Here is a 22,330-nt window from a genome sequence, read left to right as displayed (position 1 = left end):
TTGATGATGGATAAACCTTTCGATCTTGAGTGTTCAACAGCAGCCTTCCTGTCCCGGCGGCAATGTCTGGAACGGATTATAGGCTTAGCGGCTGCTTTGGGAGTGTCCAATCAGGCGCTGGCCATGGTGGCGAATGATGCAAGCAATCCTTTTGCACCAGATGAGCTGCCGCCTGAGGTGGCTTTAGATGCACGTCAAGTGCAGGCCGTGCGGCAGTGGATTCAATTGATTGTGGCGCAGCAGCTGAATCAGGGACCGACTCCGCGCTGGGAACAGCACGATTGTGTGGGGCTGGTGCGTTTTGCCTGTGCTGAGGCGCTACGTAGTCATGATGAAAAGTGGCTACGAGCCAATGGCTTTAAAGGTCGGCGTCTGCCGCCTGAGCCGAATTTGAGCGATGCACAATTGGCTGCGATCCGCCATGAATGGCGCCGCGCCGATGGTCAGCGTGGGGCTTATGTCAGTGCGCTGGAGTTGGTTCAATATAATTGCCGTTTGGTGGGGCGTGATTTGATTAATGCCTTACCAGCGGATTTGTTGTTGTTTGATCAAGGACAAGCACAGCACCTGATGATCTGGATGGGTCAATATGTGGCCTACCATACGGGTACTGTGACCAAAACAGATAATGGTTTACGCGCGTATCCACTTGAAAAATTAATAAATTGGAAAGACACCCGATGGCAGCCTCAAGCACAAAATCCAAATTTCCTCGGCCTGTATCGCTTGGCATTTTTAAGTCTGGGTTAATGGTCATGGGGCTCAAAGAGATTGGGGCAACTGTGATCTTCGGGCTGCTGGTCATGCTGCTCGGTCTGCAAGTTCTGCATGCGGAAGATTTGCCGGATGACTCAGCCAATGCTGGTTTTTTTATTCTATCGGATCGCAGTTTTAGCCCGAATGAGCAAGCCCAAGTGCGTCTGGAGATGCAGGATGTACAGGCGGTTAATGACAAGGCTGGGGTCGAGGTAGCCGTCTATCAGGTGCCGAATCCGATCGGTTTCTTGCAAGCGCAAACTAACTTGCATCGTATTAATGTTAAAGCTGTGCCGAAACAAGCCGGACTTTGGAATTCGGTGGTTGCGGTCTGGGATAAGGTTGCTCGTTCAGCGCGTTTGCTGTGGCGCGCCATTTTTTCTGAGGATGCACGGCGTGGAACCGTCGAGGTTGCACCAGATCTGCATCAGCGTGCTGATCTGATGACAGGGCACTCGATGCAAGCGGAATCGGCCTATAAGCCACTCGCAGGCTTTACGCCGATATCCCGTTTTCGTTATCCGGTGCAATTTGCCAAAGACATTACCCCCGCTGATGCCCAACTGACAGGTGCCAATATTGAAGGCAATATTGAGTTTAATAGTGACTCGCCAAATAATGCGTCGAGTTCTACTGGCTCAGCCAGTGATGCCCCGAAGCCAGCGCCACTATCTAACGGCAATGTCTATGTTCCGCTTGGTAAGCTCGCACCAGGTCTCTATGTGGTTGAGGCGATGCTGGGGCAACAGCGTGCAGTAACCATGGTGTTTGTGGGCAATACGGTGGCAGTGAGCAAGATCGCATCTTCTGAGTTGACGGTATGGACGGTTAATCGTGCAACAGGTGCGCCCGTAGCGGATGTCAATGTGCACTGGAACGATGGGACGGCAGATCTCACCGCTGGCAAGACCACCGCACAAGGCTGGGTGCAACTACAACATGCCTCACCTGAGAAAACCTACGTCTATGCTCAAGATCCGCAAGGGGGTGTGCTGATCTCTGAGAATTTCTATTACGACAGTGAGATTTACAATACCAAGCTGTTTGCGACGACGGATCGTCCGCTCTATCACGCAGGTGATACGGTGCAGATCAAAGTGGTGGGGCGTGAGTTTGTCAATGCGCGTGAGTCTAAGGCGCTGACCTCCGCACCGATCCAGATCAATGTGCTGGACCCGAACGGCATGCCCGTCGCCAGTCAGAGTATGACTTTTGAGGGGCAGACGGGTGGTAATGCCGCCGTGCGTTTGCCTGCGGGCAGTGCATCGGGCGGTTATGAAATTCAACTGACCTATCTGGGTGAAGTGTACAGCGCGGCATTCCGCGTGGCGGACTTCCAAAAGCCGCATTTTGAAATCAATTTGTCAGTGGATAAAGATCAGCTTAAAACCAAACAAGCGATTCCCGCCGTGGTGCAATTGCGTTATCCCGATGGCAAGCCCGTTAAAAATGCGCGCGTGGATCTGGACGTCAAGGCACAAGCACTGAGTATGGTGGAGGGGGATCTGGGTTATGGGGGATTATTTCCGATCAAACTCACCACCCAGCAATACCAGACCGATAGTAATGGTAATGTCAAAATCAGCCTACCCGAAGTCAAACAACCTAGTCGCTATGTGGTGTCGGTTCTTGCCACGGATGGTGCAGCTTACCGCGTGCGTCACACTCAGGAACTCTTGATTGAACGTGCGCTGGCGACCTGGCAACTGGACACCCCAGTGCGTTTTTCCGCAGTGCATCAGCCAGTGAATGTCTCAATTCATCAAGTCACTGCCGCAGGTCCAACGGGTCAAGCGGTCGTGAACGTGAAGCCAGTGCGCTGGAAACTGGTGCGTTTAGAAGACAATAGCGAGCAAACAGGCGATCTCTCAGGAAACAGCTTTACGGTCAAACCGGATAAGTCCGGCTCCTATGTGATTAGTCTCTTGGCTGCTGATGGATCGATTTTAGGCGCCACAAGTCATTGGGTCAGCGGTGCAGACTTGAAAGTGCCGACAGGTCATATCGAAATTGTTTGGGATAAGAATCGCTACCAAGTCGGTGATAGCGCCAGTGGTTTGATTACTTTCTCTGAACCCGTGGATCAGGCACTGATCACACTTGAGCGCGATAAGGTCGAAGGGCTAAGCCTGCTGAAAACCCCCGCAGGATGGCTGAAGACCGAGCAGTTGTCGCCGCAGCAGTGGCGGATCTCGGTGCCAGTTACAGAGCAGTTTGCACCGAATCTCACGCTATCGGTTGCTTATGTCAAACAAGATCAATTTGTGTTTGAGAATGCAGGACTGGTGGTCGCCAGCAAATCGGTTGAAATCAGCCTGACTGCGGATAAAACTCAGTATGCACCGGGTGAGGTGGTGAAGCTAAATGTGCAAACCCGTGTGCAGGGTCAGCCCGTGCCGGCATCAGTCAGTTTGGGTGTGGTTGATGAGATGATCTATGTGCTGCAACCTGAGATTGCACCAGACATTCATGACTTCTTTTACCACCCACGGCGTAATAATGTGCGTACGCAATATAGTCCATCCTTCATTGGCTATGACTTATCCAGCAATCAACTGGATCAGCCCGCGAGTACACACAGTACCCATGAACGTGCCATCAAAGTGCTTGAACGTCCGCGTCGGGATGAAGTAGATACCGCCTACTGGGCACCGCAATTGACTACCAATGCCCAAGGGCAGGCACAGGTCACCTTTACCATGCCGGATGTGTTGACACGTTGGCGTGTGACGGCACGGGCCATGACCTCAGATGGCATCGTTGGTCAGAACACCACTCATATCCTGAGTAATAAAGACGTGTACTTGAAGTGGACGAGTCCGCGTTGGCTGCGTGCCGATGATCAATCGACTGGGAACCTTGCGATCTTTAACCAAACCAATCAAGTGCAAAAAGCCCAGTTGGTGATGCAAGGTGCACTGACCAATAGCCAAGATGTGACGCTGCAACCCGGCATTAACTTTATCGAAGTGCCGCGTCAGGGGCAGCAAAGCGGCGCACTGACCTTAAGCTTGAACCAGCAGGGTCAAGTACGGGATCGTTTATTGGTCAATCTGTCTACTCGAGCCAATGGTCGTTTGACCCATTTTGATCGCTTGGTGAGCCCAGTCAATAATCAGTTGACACTGGGATTGCCTGCGGACGCGACCAATGTCAGCTTGCGCTGGATCGACAGCAGCCGTGCAGGATTTTATCGGGTCATGGACAACTTGATCGATCAACCCTATGGCTGTGTCGAGCAAACCGCGAGCCGTATGATTCCGCTGGCGCTGGTCTATCAATCCTTATCTGCGGATGATCCGCGTAAGAGCGAGATAGCTCGCCAGCTCTATACCCAGCGGATTCGCCTCGCGAGTATGGCCGGTGATGAGGCAAAATTTGGCTGGTGGGGGCGCTCCATGGCGGCTGATCCCTTCCTGACCACCTATGCTTACTATGCCGATTGGCGTACTGCGCAAGTGCTCGGGATCAATCTGCCTGCGGATCATTGGCAGCGTCTGTTGGATGTCTATAGCAGTGATGGGGTGAAGCAGCCGTTCTGGCAGCGTGCCCTGATGCTGGACTGGATGCGTCAGATCGGTCTGCCTGTGGGTTCGATGGCATCGGCTTTGGCGACTCAAGAAGTCAATGGCGCGGCGCTCGGTGAAGCGCGCTATGGTGCTCGTGATAGTTTGATCTTGAGTGACAATAGTGGTCAAACACAGGATTTGGCTGTGCTACTGACGAGCCGTGTATTGAAAGCCACAAGCCAATCAGGCTCTGCGGAATTCAGTAGTAAAGTGGTTGAAGCGACCGCGCGTATGCAAGCCAAGCCTACGCTGTTGGGGTCGGCATTACTCCTGAGTCTAGGACAAGGCGATGGCAAGACCGCCAATGCACTGCTTGCCGAAGCCAGCAGTGAGTATGCGACCATCGACCGTGCGGTGATGCTGACATGGCTTGAACAAAGTCTGGCATCAGGTGCTGCGGCTGAGACGCCTGCAACCTTAGCTTCACCGTGGACGCTGCAAACGACACGAACCGGCGGCAAAGTGTATCAATGGCCATCGGCCTCTTTGGTAAAAACAGCAACACCGCCTGCGCCTTTACCAACCATATTGACCAGTAGTAGCAATGCGGTTCTGAGCTATGACAGTGCGCAGCACGGTTCAGTCTCGACCTTGCCAGCGACATTGACTCATCAATTGTATTTGCTGAAATCACAAAGTGATGGTTCGTTTGAAGCAGAGGAAGTGGGGCCTAAAGACACGATCCATACTGATAGTCTGTACTTGGACACCTATACCCTGACCCCGAAACAAGCCTTACATTACATGGTGATCGATGCGCCGCTGCCTGCGGGTGCGCAGATTGAACCGGGTACTTGGGGCATCAAGATCAAAGATCGTGATGAGTTGCCGCGCGCTAATTTCCAAGAGATGACAGGCGGGTATGCCGTCCCGCTAGGTCAAGTCACCGATGCAACCACGGTGCAACATTTGCTGCGCTTTAGCCAGCGCGGTCAGTATGTGCTGCCCGCTGCACGGGCTTACAACATGTATCGTCCTGATGCTCAGGTGCTGGAGTCGGCTGCGCGTAATCGTGTGACTGTGGAATAGGATGATGCGCTGGCAGCGTTGGTATGGCGTAGCATTTGGCATGGTGGGCGTGATGCTGCAATCTCATGTCTATGCGAATACCTCTTTAAATTCAGCCAACCAAGGCTGGATTGTCAGTCAGCAAACTCCTAACCACCCGACGTGGTTGCTCGGGGATGCTAAACAGATGCCGGCGCGGGTGCCGTTGGGGAGCTTATGGAAGCTCTGGGTGTATACCTATAGTGTCGATCAGCACGTAGCAGATCGGCCTTATGCCTGTCATGCGGGTACACAAGCAGCAACTGGCGATGAGTATTGCTGTACCCATGATGAGTCGATCAGTCGCGATGTGGCGCTGCTGCGCTCGTGTGGCGCGTACTTCCAGCCGCAGCGTTTGCAGATACAGGCCAAAGACTGGCAGCGCTACTGGCAGCAGCAAGCGCCAGATGTGCCATGGTTGCAGGATCTATCTCGGGTACAACCCCAGACGCAGGTGCCTGTGACGGATATTTTAAATGCACTCAACCGTGTGCCGCCTAAAGTGATGAGTCTTACGCGTGAGGCACTGCTAGGTCGCATGTTGCAGCCGCAGTGGAGTGATGTCTTGCCCGTGTTGGGTGGAGGCTATCGCTTTAAGACGTATACGTGGGCACATCCGACATTGGCGGGCGGATATTTTGGCGGTGCGGCGGGTTGGCTAGCTGATGGCACTGCATTTTGGTTAGGGGCGACAGGCGGTAGTCATCGAGTAGTCCAGCGTTTAAGTCCGCTGCTGGCCGAGCGTTTACCGCCAGCGATCATCCCGCGTGATGATCAGTGCGTGTCGGTGCATTATTTTAAGCGTTATCCCATTGCACAGATCAGTCGGGTGGATGATTTGAAAACGGTAGTCTCAAGTGGCCATTTACGTGGGGATTATCGCGTCCTATTTGCCAATCAGCAGAGCTTGGTGATTCGTAGTCAAGGTGAGCTTTCGGTGCAGAAACCTGCTAACCAGCCAGTGCAGATTATCGGACGGCTAGGGCTACAAGATTATTTGGCGCGGGTGGTGGATCGTGAGGGGAGCGCGGATATCACACAGGCGGCGCGGGCACTGAGTATTGCAGCACGCAGTTATCTGTTGCAAAACGCCGAGTTCCATCAAGGCTGTTTGCAGATTGATGATGACAGCCGCTATCAGCGTGTCTCCCCTAATCCCGCAACGGCCAATGCACAGCGCATCGTGGCGTTTACCGAGGGTTTGAGTTTGACAGGCAGTCCAATCCGCTATCATCAGACCAAGGCTGAAGAGGGTTTGCTCAGCTGGCAGAACGCGGTGAAGCAAGCGCAGCAGGGCAGCAACTATCTGTATATTCTAAAGCAGGCTTTCCCCAAGGCCAGTTGGCAACTCGCGACAGACGGCAAGCAATGCCAGCCGATCCTTGAGGCTGAGCAGTATCTCCAGCGGAATTTGGTTAAGGTGCAACAGCGTATGGCGAGTATTGATGGTTTTGAGGCATTAAAATCGGTCAATGTCTGTCGGTTAGACTATGGCAATCCTTATGCCGATCAACAGTCGCTGAATATTTATGTCCGCGACTGGCGCAGTCAGAATGATCGTGTCACCTTATGGCATGAGTATTTGCATCTGGCGCTACGCTTCCACCCGCGAGGACAGGACGAAACTTGGATTGAGCAACAGGCGCGACAACTCACCGATGACTTAGGTTTGTCATCCTTTACTTCTACACCATCGACCCTCAGGAAAATCCGTCATGCACAATAACAAGATCAGAGGATTTCGTTTGCTATCGATTACAGGTGCCGTGCTGGTGTTGGTCGGAAGTGGCTTGATGATGCAGGCCGATGCTGAGGGCACGACAGCCTCTAGACCAACCAATGGCTGGCGCTTTAGCGACAGTAGCCAAGGGAACTTCTCCCAAACCGTCAACTATCCCGCAACCCATACCAATAGTGGTGGACATGCATGGAGTGCCTTGATTGAAGGGCAGATTAAAGCCGCGCCGAAATCTAAAGATCAGCCTGCGACTATGGTCGCCAATGGCGTTACGATGCCACTCTCGATTGATGAGTCAGGACATTATCAACGTCCCTATGCTTTTGGTTCGGGGAGCAACAGTATCGAAGTTCGTACTGCCAATGGTGACAAGACACGGCGCCAGTTCTATGAAGCCAACGCAGGCAAAGTGCCGGCCAAGATACGCGTTGTGATGTCGTGGGATACCAATCATACCGACGTTGATCTGCACGTAGTCACACCTAATCGGGAACATGCATGGTATGGTCAGCGAACCATTCCGAGCGGCGGCTCTATCGATATCGACGCGACCGATGGCTATGGTCCTGAGATCTTCGCAACTCCCAATGCGGTGCATGGCACGTATCTGATCTACGCTAACTATTATGGCGGGGAATCCAGCAAAGTGATTACCACCGTAACGGTGACCGTGATTACCAATGAAAATACCCCGAATGAGAAACAACAGACCTATATCGTGCCGCTGCGTAAGGTTGGGGAACTGACACAGGTCGCGCAGTTTATTTATTAAGTTACGCGCTGTGCTAAGGCGCAATCCTGATACCTAAACAAAAGCCAAGCTGCGCTACATTTGTTATCATCTATCCCAAATTACCCTATTCGTTTTCTTTGACGTGACTCTTATGACCGTTCGTACTCGTATTGCTCCTTCTCCGACAGGCTTTCCGCATGTAGGCACCGCCTATGTCGCGCTGTTTAATCTGTGTTTTGCCCGTCAGCATGGCGGTGAGTTCATTCTACGTATTGAAGACACCGACCAAACCCGCTCCACACCTGAATCCGAGCAGATGATTCTGGATTCCCTGCGTTGGCTCGGGTTGAACTGGACAGAGGGTCCAGATATTGGCGGTAAACATGCCCCGTATCGTCAAAGCGAACGCCGTGAGATCTATACTCAGCATGCCAATATCTTGCTGGAAAAAGGCCATGCATTTAACTGCTTCTGTAGCGAAGCGCGCCTGACCGAAGTGCGTAATGCACAAATGGCTAATAAAGAAACGCCACGTTACGATGGCCATTGTTTGCATTTGACCGCTGAAGAAGTCAGTCAGCGCATTGCAGCGGGTGAACCGCATGTGGTGCGTATGAAGGTGCCGACGGAAGGTATTTGCCATATTGATGACCTGCTACGCGGTGCGATCGAGATCCCTTATGAGCAAGTGGATATGCAAGTCCTGCTCAAGCAAGACGGTTTGCCGACTTATCACTTGGCTAACGTGGTCGATGATCACCTGATGGAAATCACTCATGTGCTGCGCGGTGAAGAGTGGATTTCCTCGGCCCCGAAGCACAAATTGCTCTATCAATATTTCGGCTGGGACATGCCAGTGCTCTGTCATTTGCCACTCCTGCGCAATCCGGATAAATCCAAACTGTCTAAACGCAAGAATCCGACCAGCATCACCTATTACCGTGATATGGGCTTCTTACCTGAAGCCCTGCTCAATTACTTGGGCCGTATGGGCTGGTCGATGCCTGATGAACGTGAGCAGTTCACCTTGAGTGAGATGATTGAGCACTTTGATATCCAACGCGTATCGTTGGGTGGGCCGATCTTTGATGTCGAGAAATTGACTTGGCTGAATGGCCTGTGGATTCGCGATCTATCACCAGCGGCATTGCTGGATAAAATCCTGTCATGGCGCGGTAACCGTGCGCAGCTTGAGAAGATTACTGCCGCGATCCAGCCACGGATCAATACTTTGTCAGATGCTGCCGATTGGGCCGGATTCTTCTTTAATGGCTCACCCAAAGCGACGCAGCCGCTGACGGCTGAGTCGTTTGCACATAAGAAGCTCACCCAAGACCAAGTCCGTCAGGTATTGCAATTGTCGCTTTGGCGCCTTGAGCGTTTGATGCAGTGGAATGAAGAGACTGTCAAAGCCACACTCATGACCCTGTCTGAACAGATGGAAATCAAACTGCGTGATTTTATGCCATCGTTCTTTATTGCGATTGCCGGTAGTTCGACTTCGACGCCTGTGATGGAGTCGATGGCGATTTTGGGTGCCGATTTGACCTATGCACGTCTACGCCAAGCAGTTGAAATTCTTGGAGGCGTTAGCAAAAAAGAGACCTCAGAGTGGCAAAAGCTCGATATTTCGCTAAATGAACCAAAAATCATTGACGAAGGGGTCGAAAAGTAACCAGATGTGATTGACATGGCTGTTCTGAATCCCTAACATGTGCGCCTGCGTTGCCGTGCGGGGCCTTAGCTCAGTTGGTAGAGCGCTACAATGGCATTGTAGAGGTCAGCGGTTCGATCCCGCTAGGCTCCACCAAACGTCAAATTGGTAAACGCAGATGTTACACGTCCAGTCCCCATCGTCTAGAGGCCTAGGACATCACCCTTTCACGGTGAGTACCGGGGTTCGAATCCCCGTGGGGACGCCAAATTCGAGATCACTGTAGTCCATTACAGTACATAAAGCCTTAAGTTTACTGACTTAAGGCTTTTTTGTTGCCCGTCGTTGTTCACAGATTGCTACTAAAATCGAAGTCTTTTAACGGGATCAGACTATATCGCTAATAGCTGCAACGATGACTCTGAATATTAGTCCGCTAAATTAAGCTTTCTGCTTGGCTTTACCTCATTCATTGCGTTTTACCTCATACTGCAAGCACACCACACCCGACGCAAAAATGTGACTTTTTACCAGTGTGAGTGCAGTTCTGTCCTGAATGTTTTGGAATAAGGGAATACCCCGTGCCAATAGAATCGGATTGACAAATAACCAATACTCGTCGATCAAGTTTTCCGCCATCAACGCGTGCGTGGCTGAGGGACTGCCAAAGATTAAAATATCGCTGCCCGCGCTCTGCTTGAGTGTGTTGATTTCATCGCTTAAATTGCTGCTGATGATGTGAGTATTGGGATGATCCTTTTCTGTCAGGGTTTTTGATAGGACTACCTTACGGGCGGCTTTATACCAGCGTGAATGCGCATGGTCATGGGCGCTGGCATCGGGCGCATCGGCGGCGGTTGGCCAATATGACTCCATCATCTCGAAGGTAACGCGCCCGTAAAGCGCGGTGTTGGTCTGCTGAATCCGTTGCTCGACATATGCAAACAGATCCTCGCTGATACTGATCCAGCCTAGGCTATGCATGCCCTCATCGATAGAGGCCACAAAACCATCTAGTGATACATGGACGAATGAAACGATTTTACGCATGATCTTCTCCTTTGTGATCTTGTGATTCGCTTTTATTTACATAGTCTGCAAGGCGTGCCAATGTTTGGTTTCCGCCTTGAATCGCGCCAAACTCCTCGACGACTTTATTGCGCGCTGCCGCAGTTGGAAAAATCATATGGATGGTCACTTGGGTCTTTCCATCCACCAGATCAAACGTCCACGTCGATTCAAAAACCGCGTTTGGATCGCCCTTATGGGTGCCACCCACGCAGAACTCGATGCGTTGTGGTTTGTCGATGACCGTATAGATGCTACGGTTAGGATAGTCTCTTCCATCTGGGCCGTGCATGATGTGATGCCATTCACCGCCCACGCGAAAATCCATTTTCTCCAGTGTATTGGTAAAGCCATTAGGACCCCACCAATGCACGATATGCTCAGGTTTGGTCATTGCGTCCCAGACCAGTTCGCGCGGCGCATCAATCAGACGCGTTATGATGATCTCGCGGTCGCTGGTATCTGCAGCGTTTGCCGCATCAGTCTTTTTTTTCTGCACTTTGCATCTCCTCGGTTTGGAGTATTTTTAGATATGCTTCCAGACGATCTAGGCTTTGCTCCCAATACTGGCGGTATTGCTCGATAAAATCGGCAACCTCGCGCAATGGCGTGGCATTGAGTTGGCAGGGTCGCCATTGCGCGTGGCGACCTTGAGTGATCAATTTGGCACGTTGCAACACCTTGAGGTGTTTGGTCACGGCGGGCGCGCTGATTGAGAACGGTTTGGTTAACTCCGCGACCGTGGCCTCTCCCAGTGCAAGTTGGGCAAGTATCGCGCGACGTGTTGGATCAGCGAGCGCAGCAAAGGTGGTACTTAGAGAGTCGGTAGACATATGTATTACACTTAATGGTTAATTAACCTTAAGGTTAAATATAAAATGTTTTAAAACCGCTTGTCAATATAGATATTCATTTCCGTGCTGACACCTTCCAAGTGAGATTCGTTGGCATTAAACAATCTCTACTAGAAGACTCGTCATGAAATGATCATGATCAGGAGATATCGATCACAGGAAAAGTTACGATGAAACGTGTCTGGTACTTTGTGTTATTGACTAGTTTTTCACTATCGAGTGTGAGTGCGGCTACATCAACAACAGCTATACCTTCTTCAGGAGCAACCCCGATGTCCAATATCGAAGTCCCTTCCGCAGCCCAGCAACAAGCCAATAAGCAAGCCGTGCTCGCTTTTTACGATGCGGGATTGAATCAAAAAGACTTTGCGGCTGCAAGCCAATACCTTGGGCCATACTATAAGCAACATAATCCTGGCGCAGCAGATGGCATAGACGGATTCAAACACTTCGTCAGCTTCCTCAAAGAGAAACTGCCGACATCGCATAGTGAAATTAAGCAGTCTTTTGTGGATGGCAACTTCGTCATTTTGCATGTGCATAAAACGACGAGTCCCAGTGATCGTGGTGTCGCCATTGTTGATATCTTTCGTTTGGAGCATGGCAAGATTGTCGAGCATTGGGATGTGACTCAAGCTATTCCTGAGAAGACCGCAAGCGGCAATGCGATGTTCTAAGTGCATGATGATCAAACACTTCGAGCATGGGTACAGCATAAAGATGCTGTATTCCTTGCGTCTGTGAAATCGCATGGCTCTAAATCAAGTTTATCTTGCGCTTCTAAATCTTTTGGGGCAATATTCTGGTTAAAATATATCCAAAATTACTGTTTCGAAAGCTGTTAACAATAACCATTTAATCACGACCTGAATAAGAATAGATTGTAAAAAAATCAAAGGCTTTCCTCTATAGATGAGGAAAATAAGAACAAGAATAGCGATCGTCTTTAGAACGAATCGTGATGAGATCAAGAATAGTGTTGAATAGAGGGGGCTTTTTAAATGTTTAAATCTTTAAGCGTTTCTTATGCTGATCGGCAGCCCATCCTGAGTTTGCTCAAGATCTTTATTGTTTCCTGCTCTCTTTTGATGTCTTCTTTTTGATCCTGATACTTTGGGATCTGGCCTAGTGTTTTGTGTTGTTGTTGGGGGTGTTTGGCGGTATCGATGGTGTTGTTGTTTTTATAATGAAGTGGTTTGAAGTGATTTTATTTAATAAATAGGGGAAAAAAGAATGCGTATCAAGAAAAATGTGGCTATAAAAATGTCAGGCTATGCAGCCGTAGCACTATTAAGTCTGGGTGCTCAGTCGGCGTTTGCATGTGGATCACAACCTTTCCTCGGCGAGGTGTGTCCTTTTGCATTTAACTTTTGTCCAGTGGGGTATCTTGAAACTTCGGGTCAACTCCTGCCCATTAGTCAGAATCAAGCGCTGTTTGCATTGCTGGGAACAAATTATGGCGGAAATGGCCAGACCACCTTTGCTTTGCCGGATTTGAGAGGACGTGTGATTGTGGGTGAGGGTCAGGGACCTGGTTTGGATCAAGTCTTTGTTGGGGAGACGCTTGGATCGCCAACAACGACACTGACCGTTTCTCAGTTACCTTCGCACTCCCATACCTTTACACCATCGAGTACTGCACTGCAGGTCAATGTTAATGTCAGTACCGCCGCGGGAACATCAAGTACCCCAAGTAATAGCGCCAATTATTTGGGCGCTGTAAATGCGACGGCAGGCGCACCTAAACTCTACACGGGTACACATTCGAGTGTCGTAGCGTTGGGCGGTGCGACAGCGACAGGCTTAACCAATGGTGCAGTAGGTGCAACAGGGGGTAGCCAGCCGATTCCTATTCAGCCGCCTTCACTGGGATTGATTTATTGTATTGCGACACAAGGGATCTTTCCTTCGCACAATTAAATCTTTAGTGGCTTAGCTGGTGAGCAAAGATTTTTATCGCTCTTTTCAAGTGAAAGACTTCGCATAACGTCCACTCACAAGGAGTGGGCGTTTGGTGTCGGTTTGAGCGCGTTTTAAATCGTTTTTTGCGGTAACTCAATCTGCGTGCCGTAGGCCGCGTAGAGACGCTGAATTTCTTTCAGATCGTTTTCCATCGACTCACTCGGCATGATCTTGGCAAAGATCCGGCCAGTTTCAACCGCGTCATCCCATAGCATCAGTACAATCGGCACGCCACTGGCTTTGGCAATATGCCAAAAACCGGTACGGATCGGGCGTTTTTCACCATTTTTCCCCCGTGTGGCTTCAGGCGCAATCACCAGACTAAAGCGTTCGCTTTTGGCGAAGATATCCGCCATCTGCTGCACGACATTCTGCGATTTAGCGCGATCGACGGGAATAAAACCCAAGCGGTTTAAGATCGGTGCCAGTGGAAACTTAAACAGTTCTTTCTTGACCAAGATATGGTAATTCAACTTCAAAATATGAAAGAAAATGGCTGCGCGAACAGTGTCGAGGTTGGTGGTATGCGGAAAACCGATGATGACCTGTTTGGCGTCGCTAAGTGCTTCTGGATTGACTTCGTACTTCCAGCCATTCAGTTTGAAAATAAGCTTTCCCAGCTGTTGATCGATCATGATTTTTCTCGTTTGTTGTAAATCGCGATGGCGCTTTATTGACTGGCTATTTTACCTGATATTAAGTTGCTTGAGATTGGCTTGAAAATACTCTAAGTGGGATGAATGAGATATTTATTGAACAAATAAGAGCATGTTTTATCCATTTCTTAGTATAAAAATGATTTCACCATCGTCAGTTCACCAATTTTGCGCAGCGGTACGATAAAGCTTTCCCGTTTTTCATTCGGTGTATTTTCATTAAAGACGAGGGTAATGGTGGAGGTGACGATCGGTTTTTTCAGTTTGGTTTTGTCAAAGTTATAACCAGACTCATCAAGGTTACCCCAGTAGTTGATATACACCTGATAGGTGCCATGTAAGGGACTGGCGACAGTAAACATCTCCGGTCCCGGTCCATCAACGCTATCGACATCAAGCCCGCCGCCTTCTTTAAGCAGTGGGCTGCTCCAAGTCACATGCTGGCGATCTGGGGTCAGGATATGCAGATCGACTTCTGCTTCAGGGGCATCCCATGAGCAAATGATGCGTAAGTGTGGCGTGACTTGGCTCGGATTCGATTCATAAAATTGGGTGCGGTGTCCTACTTTGTTACTAGCGGCTTTAACCTCGATACTGTTTGAGCCTGAGCCAAATGCATAGAAGCGTTCGAAGTGTCCACTTTTGTCGGTGTTGAGGCGCATGGCATTGCCATTGACGATTAGCTCAGGAATTTGCTGATCGGTAAGCGGAATGGTGCCTTTGATCGGGGTACGGTTTCGGGTGAGCCCACGGTAAATCGGCGGAGTCGGGTAGCTCATATTGTTATCGGTTGAGCGGTCGGTGAGCCCTGAATAGTTCCAGCCGCCTTTGGGGCCATCTGCTGGCTGAGCTGCTGTGGGTACAGCATGGGCAGAGCTTAGGACTAGACATAAGCCACTGACTAGAATCAGTGGTTTGGCATGTGTCGATATTATTCTGGATTTATTATTTTTGATTGCATCTATACCGTATTGCATGGGAGTTGCCTTTCATTGATTTCCGTATCAAAGGATCATTTATAGGTCGCATCAGGTTTAATAATCATTATGTTTTTTAATGTGCCTGATGCGATTCGTCCTATGGGTGTTTAACCCGTATTACGCAGCCCTGCCGCAATTCCTGCAATCGTCACCATCAGCGCATGATCATACACTTTGGACCCTTCAACCTCGCGCCGACGCCGCATCAGTTCGGCTTGCAGCATATGCAGTGGCAAGATATATGGGGTTCGTACCGTGATGGAACGTTTGAGTACAGGTGCGGTTTCAAGCAGTTGTTTGCGATTAGTGACATTCAGCAATGTTGCCGTGGCGCTGCCTAAACGGCGGCGGAGTTCAGTACCCAGTTGCAGCAGGGCCGGGTCTTTGGTCAGATGTGATTCATAGTAGGCCACGATGGCAGGGTCGGCCTTCGCCAAGACCATTTCCAGCATGTCGAGCAGGGCATGGAAGTACGGCCAATCATGACTCATCTCTTTGATGAGATCCGCTTTGCCATCATGAATCGCAGTATTCAGCGCGCGCCCCGTACCGAGCCATGCAGGCAGCATCAAGCGAATCTGCGTCCATGCAAACACCCAAGGAATCGCCCGCAGTGATTCAATCCCACCGCCCGTGTTGCGTCGTGCAGGGCGTGAGCCCAGAGGCAACAATTGCAGCTCTAGTTCGGGTGTAACCGTGCGCATATAGCGGATAAAGTCAGGCGTCTCGCGCACGGTTTCACGATAGGTTGCGACCGAGACTTGGGTCATCTGATCCATCAGCTTACGCCATTCGGGCTTTGCCGCTGGTGGCGGTAGCAGCGAAGCTTCTAGGGTGGCGGTGGCATACAGTTCAAGATTGCGAATGGCAATGCCTTGCATGCCAAATTTAAAGCGGATCATTTCACCTTGTTCAGTCACACGGATTGAGCCTTGGACGGAGCCTGGAGGCTGAGCCAGTAAGGCTTGATGGGTGGGTGCGCCGCCACGACTCACCGAACCACCACGGCCATGAAAGAGGGTGAGCTTGATACCATGTTTTTTTGCAACGGCGGTCAGCGCTTCTTGAGCACGGTACTGTGCCCAGTTGGCTGTGAGGAAGCCTGCGTCTTTAGCGGAGTCTGAGTAGCCAATCATCACTTCTTGATGACCGTGAATCTCATCAATGTATTCAGGGATAGAAAACAACGCCTCTAGTACGCTAGGCGCACGGTCTAAGTCATCCAAGGTTTCAAATAGTGGCACCACACGTAGCAATTTCTGTACACCGGCTTTCTTTTGCAGGAGTAACACAGCAAGGACATCACTGGCGTTCTGTGCCATCGAGATGACATAAGCGCCCAGCGCTTCACCCGGATGTTCAGCCAAGACATCAAAGGTCGCCAAGCTTTCGACGACATTGGCAGACAGAATCGGGGCATTCGGTGCGGCTTTGAGCGTCTTCGGTAAAAGCGGACGTGGGTTTTTCAGTTCACGGATGAGGAATGCCCGTCGCTCCGCTTCATCCCATTCGCCATAGCTGCCGATATTGAGATACGTGGTAATCGCGTTTAATACTTCGGCATGCCGTGCAGACTCTTGGCGAATATCCAGCTTGAGCAGTTCTACGCCAAAGCAAGCAACACGGCGGATGATATCGATCAATTCACCATTGGCGACGTCTTCCATATTGGAGTCGATCAAGGATTCATAGCATAGCTTGAGAGGCGCCATTAATTCATGGGCATGTAGGTAGATATCGCTGTCATCAACGCCTGTTTCCTTACGTAGCCGTGCATTAGCCCAATCTCGTGTTCTTCCCAGACGACGGCGCACTTCACGCAAGATATCGCGATAAGGCTCGCTACTGTTGGTAATGCCTTGTGCCGCCAGATGGGTGAGGAGCGCGGGGCTACAGACATCCATCGAGAGTTCCCAACGCAGTGCGTCAATGTCATGCCAATACAGATCAGCAGCTTGCCAACGCGACAGGAGTAGCACTTCTTCGGTCACTTGATGGGTGACATTCGGGTTGCCGTCACGGTCACCGCCCATCCAAGAGGCAAAGCGAATTGGAGTTTTGGTCAGGGGTAAGTGCTTGCCCGTATGCTGGAAAATACTGTTATCAAACTCGCGAACGAATTGCGGCACGGCAAACCATAAACTCTGCTCAATGGCGGTAAAGCCCCATTTGGCTTCATCGACGGGTGTGGGTTTGTGGTGACGGATTTCATCGGTATGCCATGCGGCGATGATGTCGCGTTTGAGTTTGGCCAGCTCCTCGGTACGCTCAAAAGGAGTGAGATTTAGACGATCTAAGCGTTCTAGACTATCGGTGATGTCGTCATATTTCTGAATCAGGGTACGGCGGCTGATTTCGGTGGGGTGCGCGGTCAGGACCAGTTCAATGTCTAAAGACTGTGCACTCTCCCAAATCGTCTCGGCATCGATGCCGTTGGCGGCGAGACGTGGAAACAATTCACTGGTAGAGCCATGCTGCGGGGCTGCGGATTCCAGCGATTGCCATGCGCGACGGCGGCGCACACGGTGGTATTGTTCGGCGATATTGGCCAGATTCAAGAATTGGGTAAAGGCGCGGGCTACAGGGGACAGCTCGTGGTCTTCCAGTGCAGACAGCACGCGATTGAGTTCAACGCCTGCATGGCTATCGCCATCTCGGGTTTGTTTGGCGAGTTTGCGGATAGTTTCGACTTTGTCATACAGCGCCTCGCCAACTTGCTGGCGTAGCGTGTCACCCAAGAGATGACCCAGTAGTCGGACATCATCGCGCAAGGCTGCATGGGGATCAGAAACGGGTGATGATGAGGGCGCATTCATGAGGAGTCTCCAATCGAGAATCTATACGTTATACAACAGGTTGATCACAAGATCTATCGCTCATTTTTGATCAGAATGAGCCGCCGGCTCTGTATCAAAAGCGTATCTACATGCCCTATGCCGCTGGTTATTCATATTGCAGGCGTGCAATCTAGGGATGTCAGATTTCAAGGGTAATATCGTTCTACTGATGAAACGCTGATGCGCAGTTTGGCTATCTAGTCGCAATATTGTTACCGCTGTATGATGGCTTAAATCGTGTGACATTCAATAAGCCGTTACACAGGAGAAATACATGAAAAAAGTATTAGGTACCTATAGTGCCCCACGTCAACACTGGGTCGGCGATGGTTTTCCCGTACGTTCGTTGTTTTCTTATAACACGTTTGGACAGCAGTTGAGTCCGTTTTTGTTGCTTGACTATGCGGGTCCAACCGAGTTTAAACCGACTACCACACCGCGTGGAGTGGGTCAGCATCCACACCGTGGTTTTGAGACCGTGACCATTGTCTACAAAGGCGAAGTCGAACATCGCGATTCAAGTGGTGGTGGCGGGGTGATCGGACCGGGAGATGTGCAGTGGATGACCGCAGGCGGCGGGATCATTCATGAAGAGTTCCATTCTCATGAATACACCAAAACAGGTGGTGATTTTGAGATGGTGCAATTGTGGGTCAATCTGCCTGCCAAAGACAAAATGACCCCAGCACATTATCAAGCGATCCAGAATGCGCAGATCCCCAGTGTTGAGCTTAAAGATGGCGCTGGCACTCTGCGCGTGATTGCCGGTGAGTTTGAAGGCTTTGTCGGTCCTGCCGAAACCTACTCACCCGTCGATGTCTGGGATGTGCGTCTGAATGCCGGTAAACGTGCCGATTTCACGGTCAACGAAGGACATACACTGGCTGTGATCGTGCTGCGCGGTACGGTACAAGTCAATGACACCCAGATTGCGCGTGATGCGCAAATGGTGGTGTTGGATCAGGTTGGCACTGACTTTACGGTTGAAGCCAACAGTGATGCGAGTTTTCTGATTTTGAGTGGTCAACCACTGAATGAGCCAATTGAAGGCTACGGACCATTTGTCATGAATACTGCCGCGCAGATTCATGAAGCGATGCAAGACTTCAATAGCGGAAACTTTGGAAAAATTTCACGCTAATGCAATGACATGCGCTTAGTCCATTCCGGTGGGCTAGGCGCTTTTGCATGGAGTGGAACATTGAAGAATAGATTGATATTTAGACGACACAACGTAGCATTTGCCAAAGGATGACCCTTATGAGTGATTTTACCGTGAAAGCCTCCATTCAAGACACGCCTTACTTGGTGACCCTAAGCAATGATCACCATCAATGGTATGCCGATGAGCCTACCGATCTGGGTGGTTTGGATGCGGGTCCCAGCCCACATGAGCTGTTGCTATCGAGTTTAGGAGCCTGTACATCGGTGACCTTGAAAATGTATGCCAAGCGCAAAGAGTGGCCGCTGGATGAGGTTGATGTCAAATTGGAGCTTAATCCTAATGGCAAAACGCCGGGCACCAATGTGATTGCTCGGCATATTACCTTGACCGGAGATTTGAGCGATGAGCAGCGTGAACGATTGCTGCAAGTCGCCAATGCCTGTCCGATCCATAAGGTCCTGACCGGAACGATCTCGATTGATACGGATCTTGCGGATTAATCGATGATGTCTCGTTGTCCTGTCATGCACCAAAAACGCATGACAGGACAAGTCGCTACTTAAGCGTGTCGTTCGGCGGGATGGCTAGGGCAGTTAGCATGCAGCTCTTGGAGCATCGGTGGAATTTTCTCGGCCAGAAAGTCGATAAAGACCCGCACCGCAGGCAGCATTCCTCGTCTTGAGGCAAACACCGCATGATAGATCCCTTGTGGTAAACGCCAGTCCGACAGCACCACTTCTAGCTTGCCACTCCTGATCTGATCAATACAGCGCATGAGCGGTAAGAGAACGATCCCTTCCCCTTGTTCAGCCAGTGCACCCAATAACGCAAAACTCGATCCGATGACTTGCGGTTTGATATCAAACAGTACTTTGCCTTGTGGGCCATGCAGTGCCCATTGCTGTTTAATGTCGTTTTCATTGTGGCTGAGGGTGACATGTTGCAGCAGTTCTTCCGGATGTTGTGGACGTCCCATACGGTTTAAGTAAGCAGGGCTGGCCACCAATACCGATTCGGATTGACCGAATTTGCGCATCACCAGATTGCCGTCGTTATCTAGCTTGTCACGGACACGTAATGCCACATCGATCCCTTCATTGAGTAAATCAATACGTCGATTAGTGACAGTGAGCTGGATTTGGATATGGGGGTAGAGGCGCATGAATTCAGGCAGAATCAACGGCATCTGCTGTTCCGCGATATCGATAGGCACACTAACCCGCAGGATGCCTCGAGGCTCTGCACTCAGCTCATCGACTACATCACGCGCGGCTTGGGCTTCGGTGAGCATCGACTGCACGTGCTGATAGACCCGTTGCCCGACATCGGTGACGGTGAAGTGTCTGGAGTCACGTTGCAGTAAGCGTACGTTCAAGTCTGATTCTAATTGGGAGATGCGTCGGCTGAGGCGTGATTTTGGGATGTCTAGTGCACGCTCGGCTTTGCTAAACCCGCCATGTTCCACCACCATGGCGTAGAGGTAGAGATCATTGAGGTTATCCATAAGAAACTCCAAACCGTATGCAGAAATTGTAGGGTTGAGGCTATAAGGTAATGTTGTTCTATTATTGCAACAGTTCGTCTTATTTTAGGGTATTGGATAGCATTAATCAAACGATTATAGTGACTCCAACGCGGTACTTCCGTAAACCAGAATATAGAGATTTCCATGAAAGTATTACATATCGATTCAAGTGCACTCGGCGATCATTCAGTTACACGTGAGTTGACCGCAGCGATTGTTGCTGATTTAAACAAAGCCGTTCCAAACCTCACCATTACGCATCGTGATTTGGACAAAGATCCTGTACCGCATTTGACTGGTGCAAGTTTGGCAAAAGTAGACGCTGCAGAAGCTGCGGCAGCAGAAGCCGTACTCCAGCAGTTTTTAGATACAGACATCCTGGTGCTCGGTGCACCAATGTACAACTTTGGTATTCCTTCAACCTTGAAAGCATGGGTAGACCGTGTGCTCGTTGCAGGTCGTACCTTCAGCTATAGCGAAGCGGGTCCTAAAGGTTTAGTGACGGGCAAAAAAGTGATCATCGCCAGTGGTCGTGGTAGTGCCTTTGGGGAAGATAGCCCAGCGGATTTTCAGGAAAAATACCTGAAACAGATTTTTGCATTTATCGGCGTGACTGATGTGCAGTTTATCCGTGCAGAAGGCATTGCTTACTCGCCACAACATCGTACTGATGCCTTGGCTGCGGCGCATGCGGCTATCCCAAGCCTAGCGAAAGCAAGCTGAGCTTTATTGAAGTTCGATATCACTGCGATGTGATCTTCAAAAAAACGGTGAGTCTTGATGACTCACCGTTTTTTATGCGTGTTGATCAGCATGAATGGCAGGGTTTAATTTGCATACATCTGCTGTGAGGCATAGATCGGATCACCACTGGCTTCAAACGCAGATAACCAACGCGGATAGTGTTTGAGGACGGGGATATCATTGGGGTGGAAGTCACGGCGGTAGTATTGAAAGAACTCATTGGATACCGCGGTCAGAATACCTTTGCGTCCAAAAAACAACGGCAAGGTTTTGCGCGCCATATTCAGACGCTCCAGACGGCTAAAGCCATCGGCTTTTAGCATTTGATCGGTATGCACCAGTGCATCTCGCCAGAAACGGGGGACAACCATGGTCATCGCCAGTACCCGCTTGCGATAGCTGGTTTTGACGACTTTGGTCAGCACATCAAACGCGACGGCACGATGTTCCATTTCTTCAATCGCATGCCAAGCCAATAGCGCACGCATATTCGGGTGGGCATTGGCCATAATTTCAGGACGACTAAACATGGCTTCAGCCATTAAGGCGGTCATGTGTTCAAGCGCAGCGGTAGTCGCCAGATGCATTTCCAGTGGTGCAGCTTTCTTAATCTCTTCCAAACGCTCTGAAAATTTATCAATGATTTCTGCAGTGGGGGTGCCTTGCTGAATCAAGAGGTCGTTATAGAGCGTATGCTGGATACCATGCTGACCTTCTTGTTTGCAGAAGTCAGCGACGGATTCGGCAAGGGCCGGGTCTTGAATCTGCGCGCGATACGGACGGATACTGCTGATAAAGAAGCGCTCACCGACTGGAAATAGCATCGAGATTGAATCAAATAGGCGGGTGGCATAGGGATTATTGTCGAACCAAAATCTAGGGACTTCATTCAACTGAAAATCCAGATGGCTACGGACTTCAATTTGGTGCGAGAACATGGCAGTCATGGCTAACCTCACAAGGATAAGGAGTCGGCTTGATCATGATTCAAGCGAGTTTTCTTGCTTGAATCATGATGCCGGAAGCGATCTGGTATTATCGA

At 50.3% G+C, this 22,330-nt stretch carries 18 protein-coding genes and 2 tRNA genes; 12 read left to right on the top strand and 8 right to left on the bottom strand.

The genetic code is table 11. The annotated features are described in order from the left end of the window. Window positions 1-6 precede the first annotated feature (6 nt). The 7 genes from HYN46_RS16105 to HYN46_RS16075 all read left to right on the top strand — a co-directional run bounded on the left by HYN46_RS16105 (window position 7) and on the right by HYN46_RS16075 (window position 9,765). Complete coding sequence (locus tag HYN46_RS16105) at window positions 7-750, top strand: DUF1175 family protein (RefSeq protein WP_228254838.1); 744 nt, start codon at window positions 7-9, stop codon at window positions 748-750. Continuing rightward, a complete protein-coding gene (locus HYN46_RS16100; protein WP_114900332.1) occupies window positions 681-5,354 on the top strand; it encodes an alpha-2-macroglobulin family protein in 4,674 nt (1,557 codons plus the stop codon). Before HYN46_RS16105 ends, HYN46_RS16100 begins: the two co-directional genes overlap by 70 nt. Window position 5,355: 1 nt before the next feature. Beyond that, window positions 5,356-7,098, top strand: coding sequence for a DUF2300 domain-containing protein (locus tag HYN46_RS16095; RefSeq protein WP_114900331.1), 1,743 nt, complete (start codon window positions 5,356-5,358; stop codon window positions 7,096-7,098). Beyond that, window positions 7,088-7,882 (top strand): YfaP family protein, encoded by a 795-nt coding sequence (locus HYN46_RS16090; RefSeq protein ID WP_114900330.1) that lies wholly within the window; start codon window positions 7,088-7,090, stop codon window positions 7,880-7,882. The genes HYN46_RS16095 and HYN46_RS16090 overlap by 11 nt, the downstream gene beginning before the upstream one ends. A 112-nt stretch (window positions 7,883-7,994) precedes the next feature. Further along, the gene (gene gltX, locus HYN46_RS16085; protein ID WP_114900329.1) at window positions 7,995-9,518 is read left to right on the top strand and encodes a glutamate--tRNA ligase; all 1,524 of its coding nucleotides are present in this window, start codon (window positions 7,995-7,997) and stop codon (window positions 9,516-9,518) included. A 59-nt stretch (window positions 9,519-9,577) separates the two neighbouring features. Beyond that, a tRNA-Ala gene (locus tag HYN46_RS16080) sits at window positions 9,578-9,653 on the top strand. Window positions 9,654-9,689: 36 nt separating this feature from the next. Beyond that, a tRNA-Glu gene (locus HYN46_RS16075) sits at window positions 9,690-9,765 on the top strand. A 197-nt stretch (window positions 9,766-9,962) separates the two neighbouring features. Here HYN46_RS16075 and HYN46_RS16070 read toward each other — a convergent pair. From HYN46_RS16070 to HYN46_RS16060, 3 genes are read right to left on the bottom strand one after another with little or no spacing between them, the layout of a single operon-like run. Then, window positions 9,963-10,547 (bottom strand): dihydrofolate reductase family protein, encoded by a 585-nt coding sequence (locus HYN46_RS16070; protein ID WP_114900328.1) that lies wholly within the window; start codon window positions 10,545-10,547, stop codon window positions 9,963-9,965. Then, entirely contained in the window at window positions 10,540-11,064 is a 525-nt protein-coding gene (locus HYN46_RS16065) for an SRPBCC family protein (RefSeq protein WP_210009257.1), read from the bottom strand. Before HYN46_RS16065 ends, HYN46_RS16070 begins: the two co-directional genes overlap by 8 nt. Continuing rightward, entirely contained in the window at window positions 11,045-11,398 is a 354-nt protein-coding gene (locus tag HYN46_RS16060) for an ArsR/SmtB family transcription factor (RefSeq protein WP_114900327.1), read from the bottom strand. Before HYN46_RS16060 ends, HYN46_RS16065 begins: the two co-directional genes overlap by 20 nt. A gap of 191 nt (window positions 11,399-11,589) precedes the next feature. On the opposite strand from HYN46_RS16060, the gene HYN46_RS16055 reads away from it, so the two are divergent. Beyond that, on the top strand, window positions 11,590-12,096 hold the full coding sequence (locus HYN46_RS16055) for a nuclear transport factor 2 family protein (protein WP_114900326.1): 507 nt from the start codon (window positions 11,590-11,592) through the stop codon (window positions 12,094-12,096). Window positions 12,097-12,652: 556 nt separating this feature from the next. Beyond that, window positions 12,653-13,339: a phage tail protein gene (locus HYN46_RS16050; protein WP_228254837.1), complete on the top strand. Its 687-nt coding sequence runs from the start codon at window positions 12,653-12,655 to the stop codon at window positions 13,337-13,339. Between the two features lie 113 nt (window positions 13,340-13,452). On the opposite strand, the gene HYN46_RS16045 is transcribed toward HYN46_RS16050, so the two are convergent. From HYN46_RS16045 to ppc, 3 genes are all read right to left on the bottom strand, one after another. Then, entirely contained in the window at window positions 13,453-14,016 is a 564-nt protein-coding gene (locus tag HYN46_RS16045) for a 1-acyl-sn-glycerol-3-phosphate acyltransferase (RefSeq protein ID WP_210009255.1), read from the bottom strand. Window positions 14,017-14,165: 149 nt separating this feature from the next. Continuing rightward, window positions 14,166-15,014: a YfaP family protein gene (locus tag HYN46_RS16040; protein WP_114900325.1), complete on the bottom strand. Its 849-nt coding sequence runs from the start codon at window positions 15,012-15,014 to the stop codon at window positions 14,166-14,168. A 110-nt stretch (window positions 15,015-15,124) separates the two neighbouring features. Beyond that, complete coding sequence (ppc, locus tag HYN46_RS16035) at window positions 15,125-17,833, bottom strand: phosphoenolpyruvate carboxylase (RefSeq protein WP_114900324.1); 2,709 nt, start codon at window positions 17,831-17,833, stop codon at window positions 15,125-15,127. A 295-nt stretch (window positions 17,834-18,128) separates the two neighbouring features. On the opposite strand from ppc, the gene HYN46_RS16030 reads away from it, so the two are divergent. Together HYN46_RS16030 and HYN46_RS16025 are read left to right on the top strand one after the other, a co-directional pair. Continuing rightward, window positions 18,129-18,995 (top strand): pirin family protein, encoded by an 867-nt coding sequence (locus tag HYN46_RS16030; protein WP_114900323.1) that lies wholly within the window; start codon window positions 18,129-18,131, stop codon window positions 18,993-18,995. Between the two features lie 119 nt (window positions 18,996-19,114). Then, window positions 19,115-19,519, top strand: coding sequence for an OsmC family protein (locus HYN46_RS16025; protein WP_114900322.1), 405 nt, complete (start codon window positions 19,115-19,117; stop codon window positions 19,517-19,519). A 59-nt stretch (window positions 19,520-19,578) separates the two neighbouring features. Here the strand turns inward: HYN46_RS16025 and HYN46_RS16020 are convergent, their stop codons facing one another. After that, on the bottom strand, window positions 19,579-20,523 hold the full coding sequence (locus tag HYN46_RS16020; protein WP_114900321.1) for a LysR substrate-binding domain-containing protein: 945 nt from the start codon (window positions 20,521-20,523) through the stop codon (window positions 19,579-19,581). Window positions 20,524-20,688: 165 nt separating this feature from the next. Here HYN46_RS16020 and HYN46_RS16015 point away from each other — a divergent pair, with 165 nt between their 5' ends. Continuing rightward, window positions 20,689-21,267: an FMN-dependent NADH-azoreductase gene (locus HYN46_RS16015; RefSeq protein WP_114900320.1), complete on the top strand. Its 579-nt coding sequence runs from the start codon at window positions 20,689-20,691 to the stop codon at window positions 21,265-21,267. Window positions 21,268-21,371: 104 nt separating this feature from the next. On the opposite strand, the gene HYN46_RS16010 is transcribed toward HYN46_RS16015, so the two are convergent. Continuing rightward, complete coding sequence (locus tag HYN46_RS16010; protein WP_114900319.1) at window positions 21,372-22,235, bottom strand: metal-dependent hydrolase; 864 nt, start codon at window positions 22,233-22,235, stop codon at window positions 21,372-21,374. Window positions 22,236-22,330: the final 95 nt, after the last annotated feature.

It is taken from the genome of Aquirhabdus parva, from assembly GCF_003351745.1.
In the GTDB taxonomy this organism is placed as follows: Bacteria; Pseudomonadota; Gammaproteobacteria; order Pseudomonadales; family Moraxellaceae; genus Aquirhabdus; species Aquirhabdus parva.
Note: the sequence above shows the minus strand (reverse complement) of the source record. Positions and strands in the feature narration are given on the sequence as shown.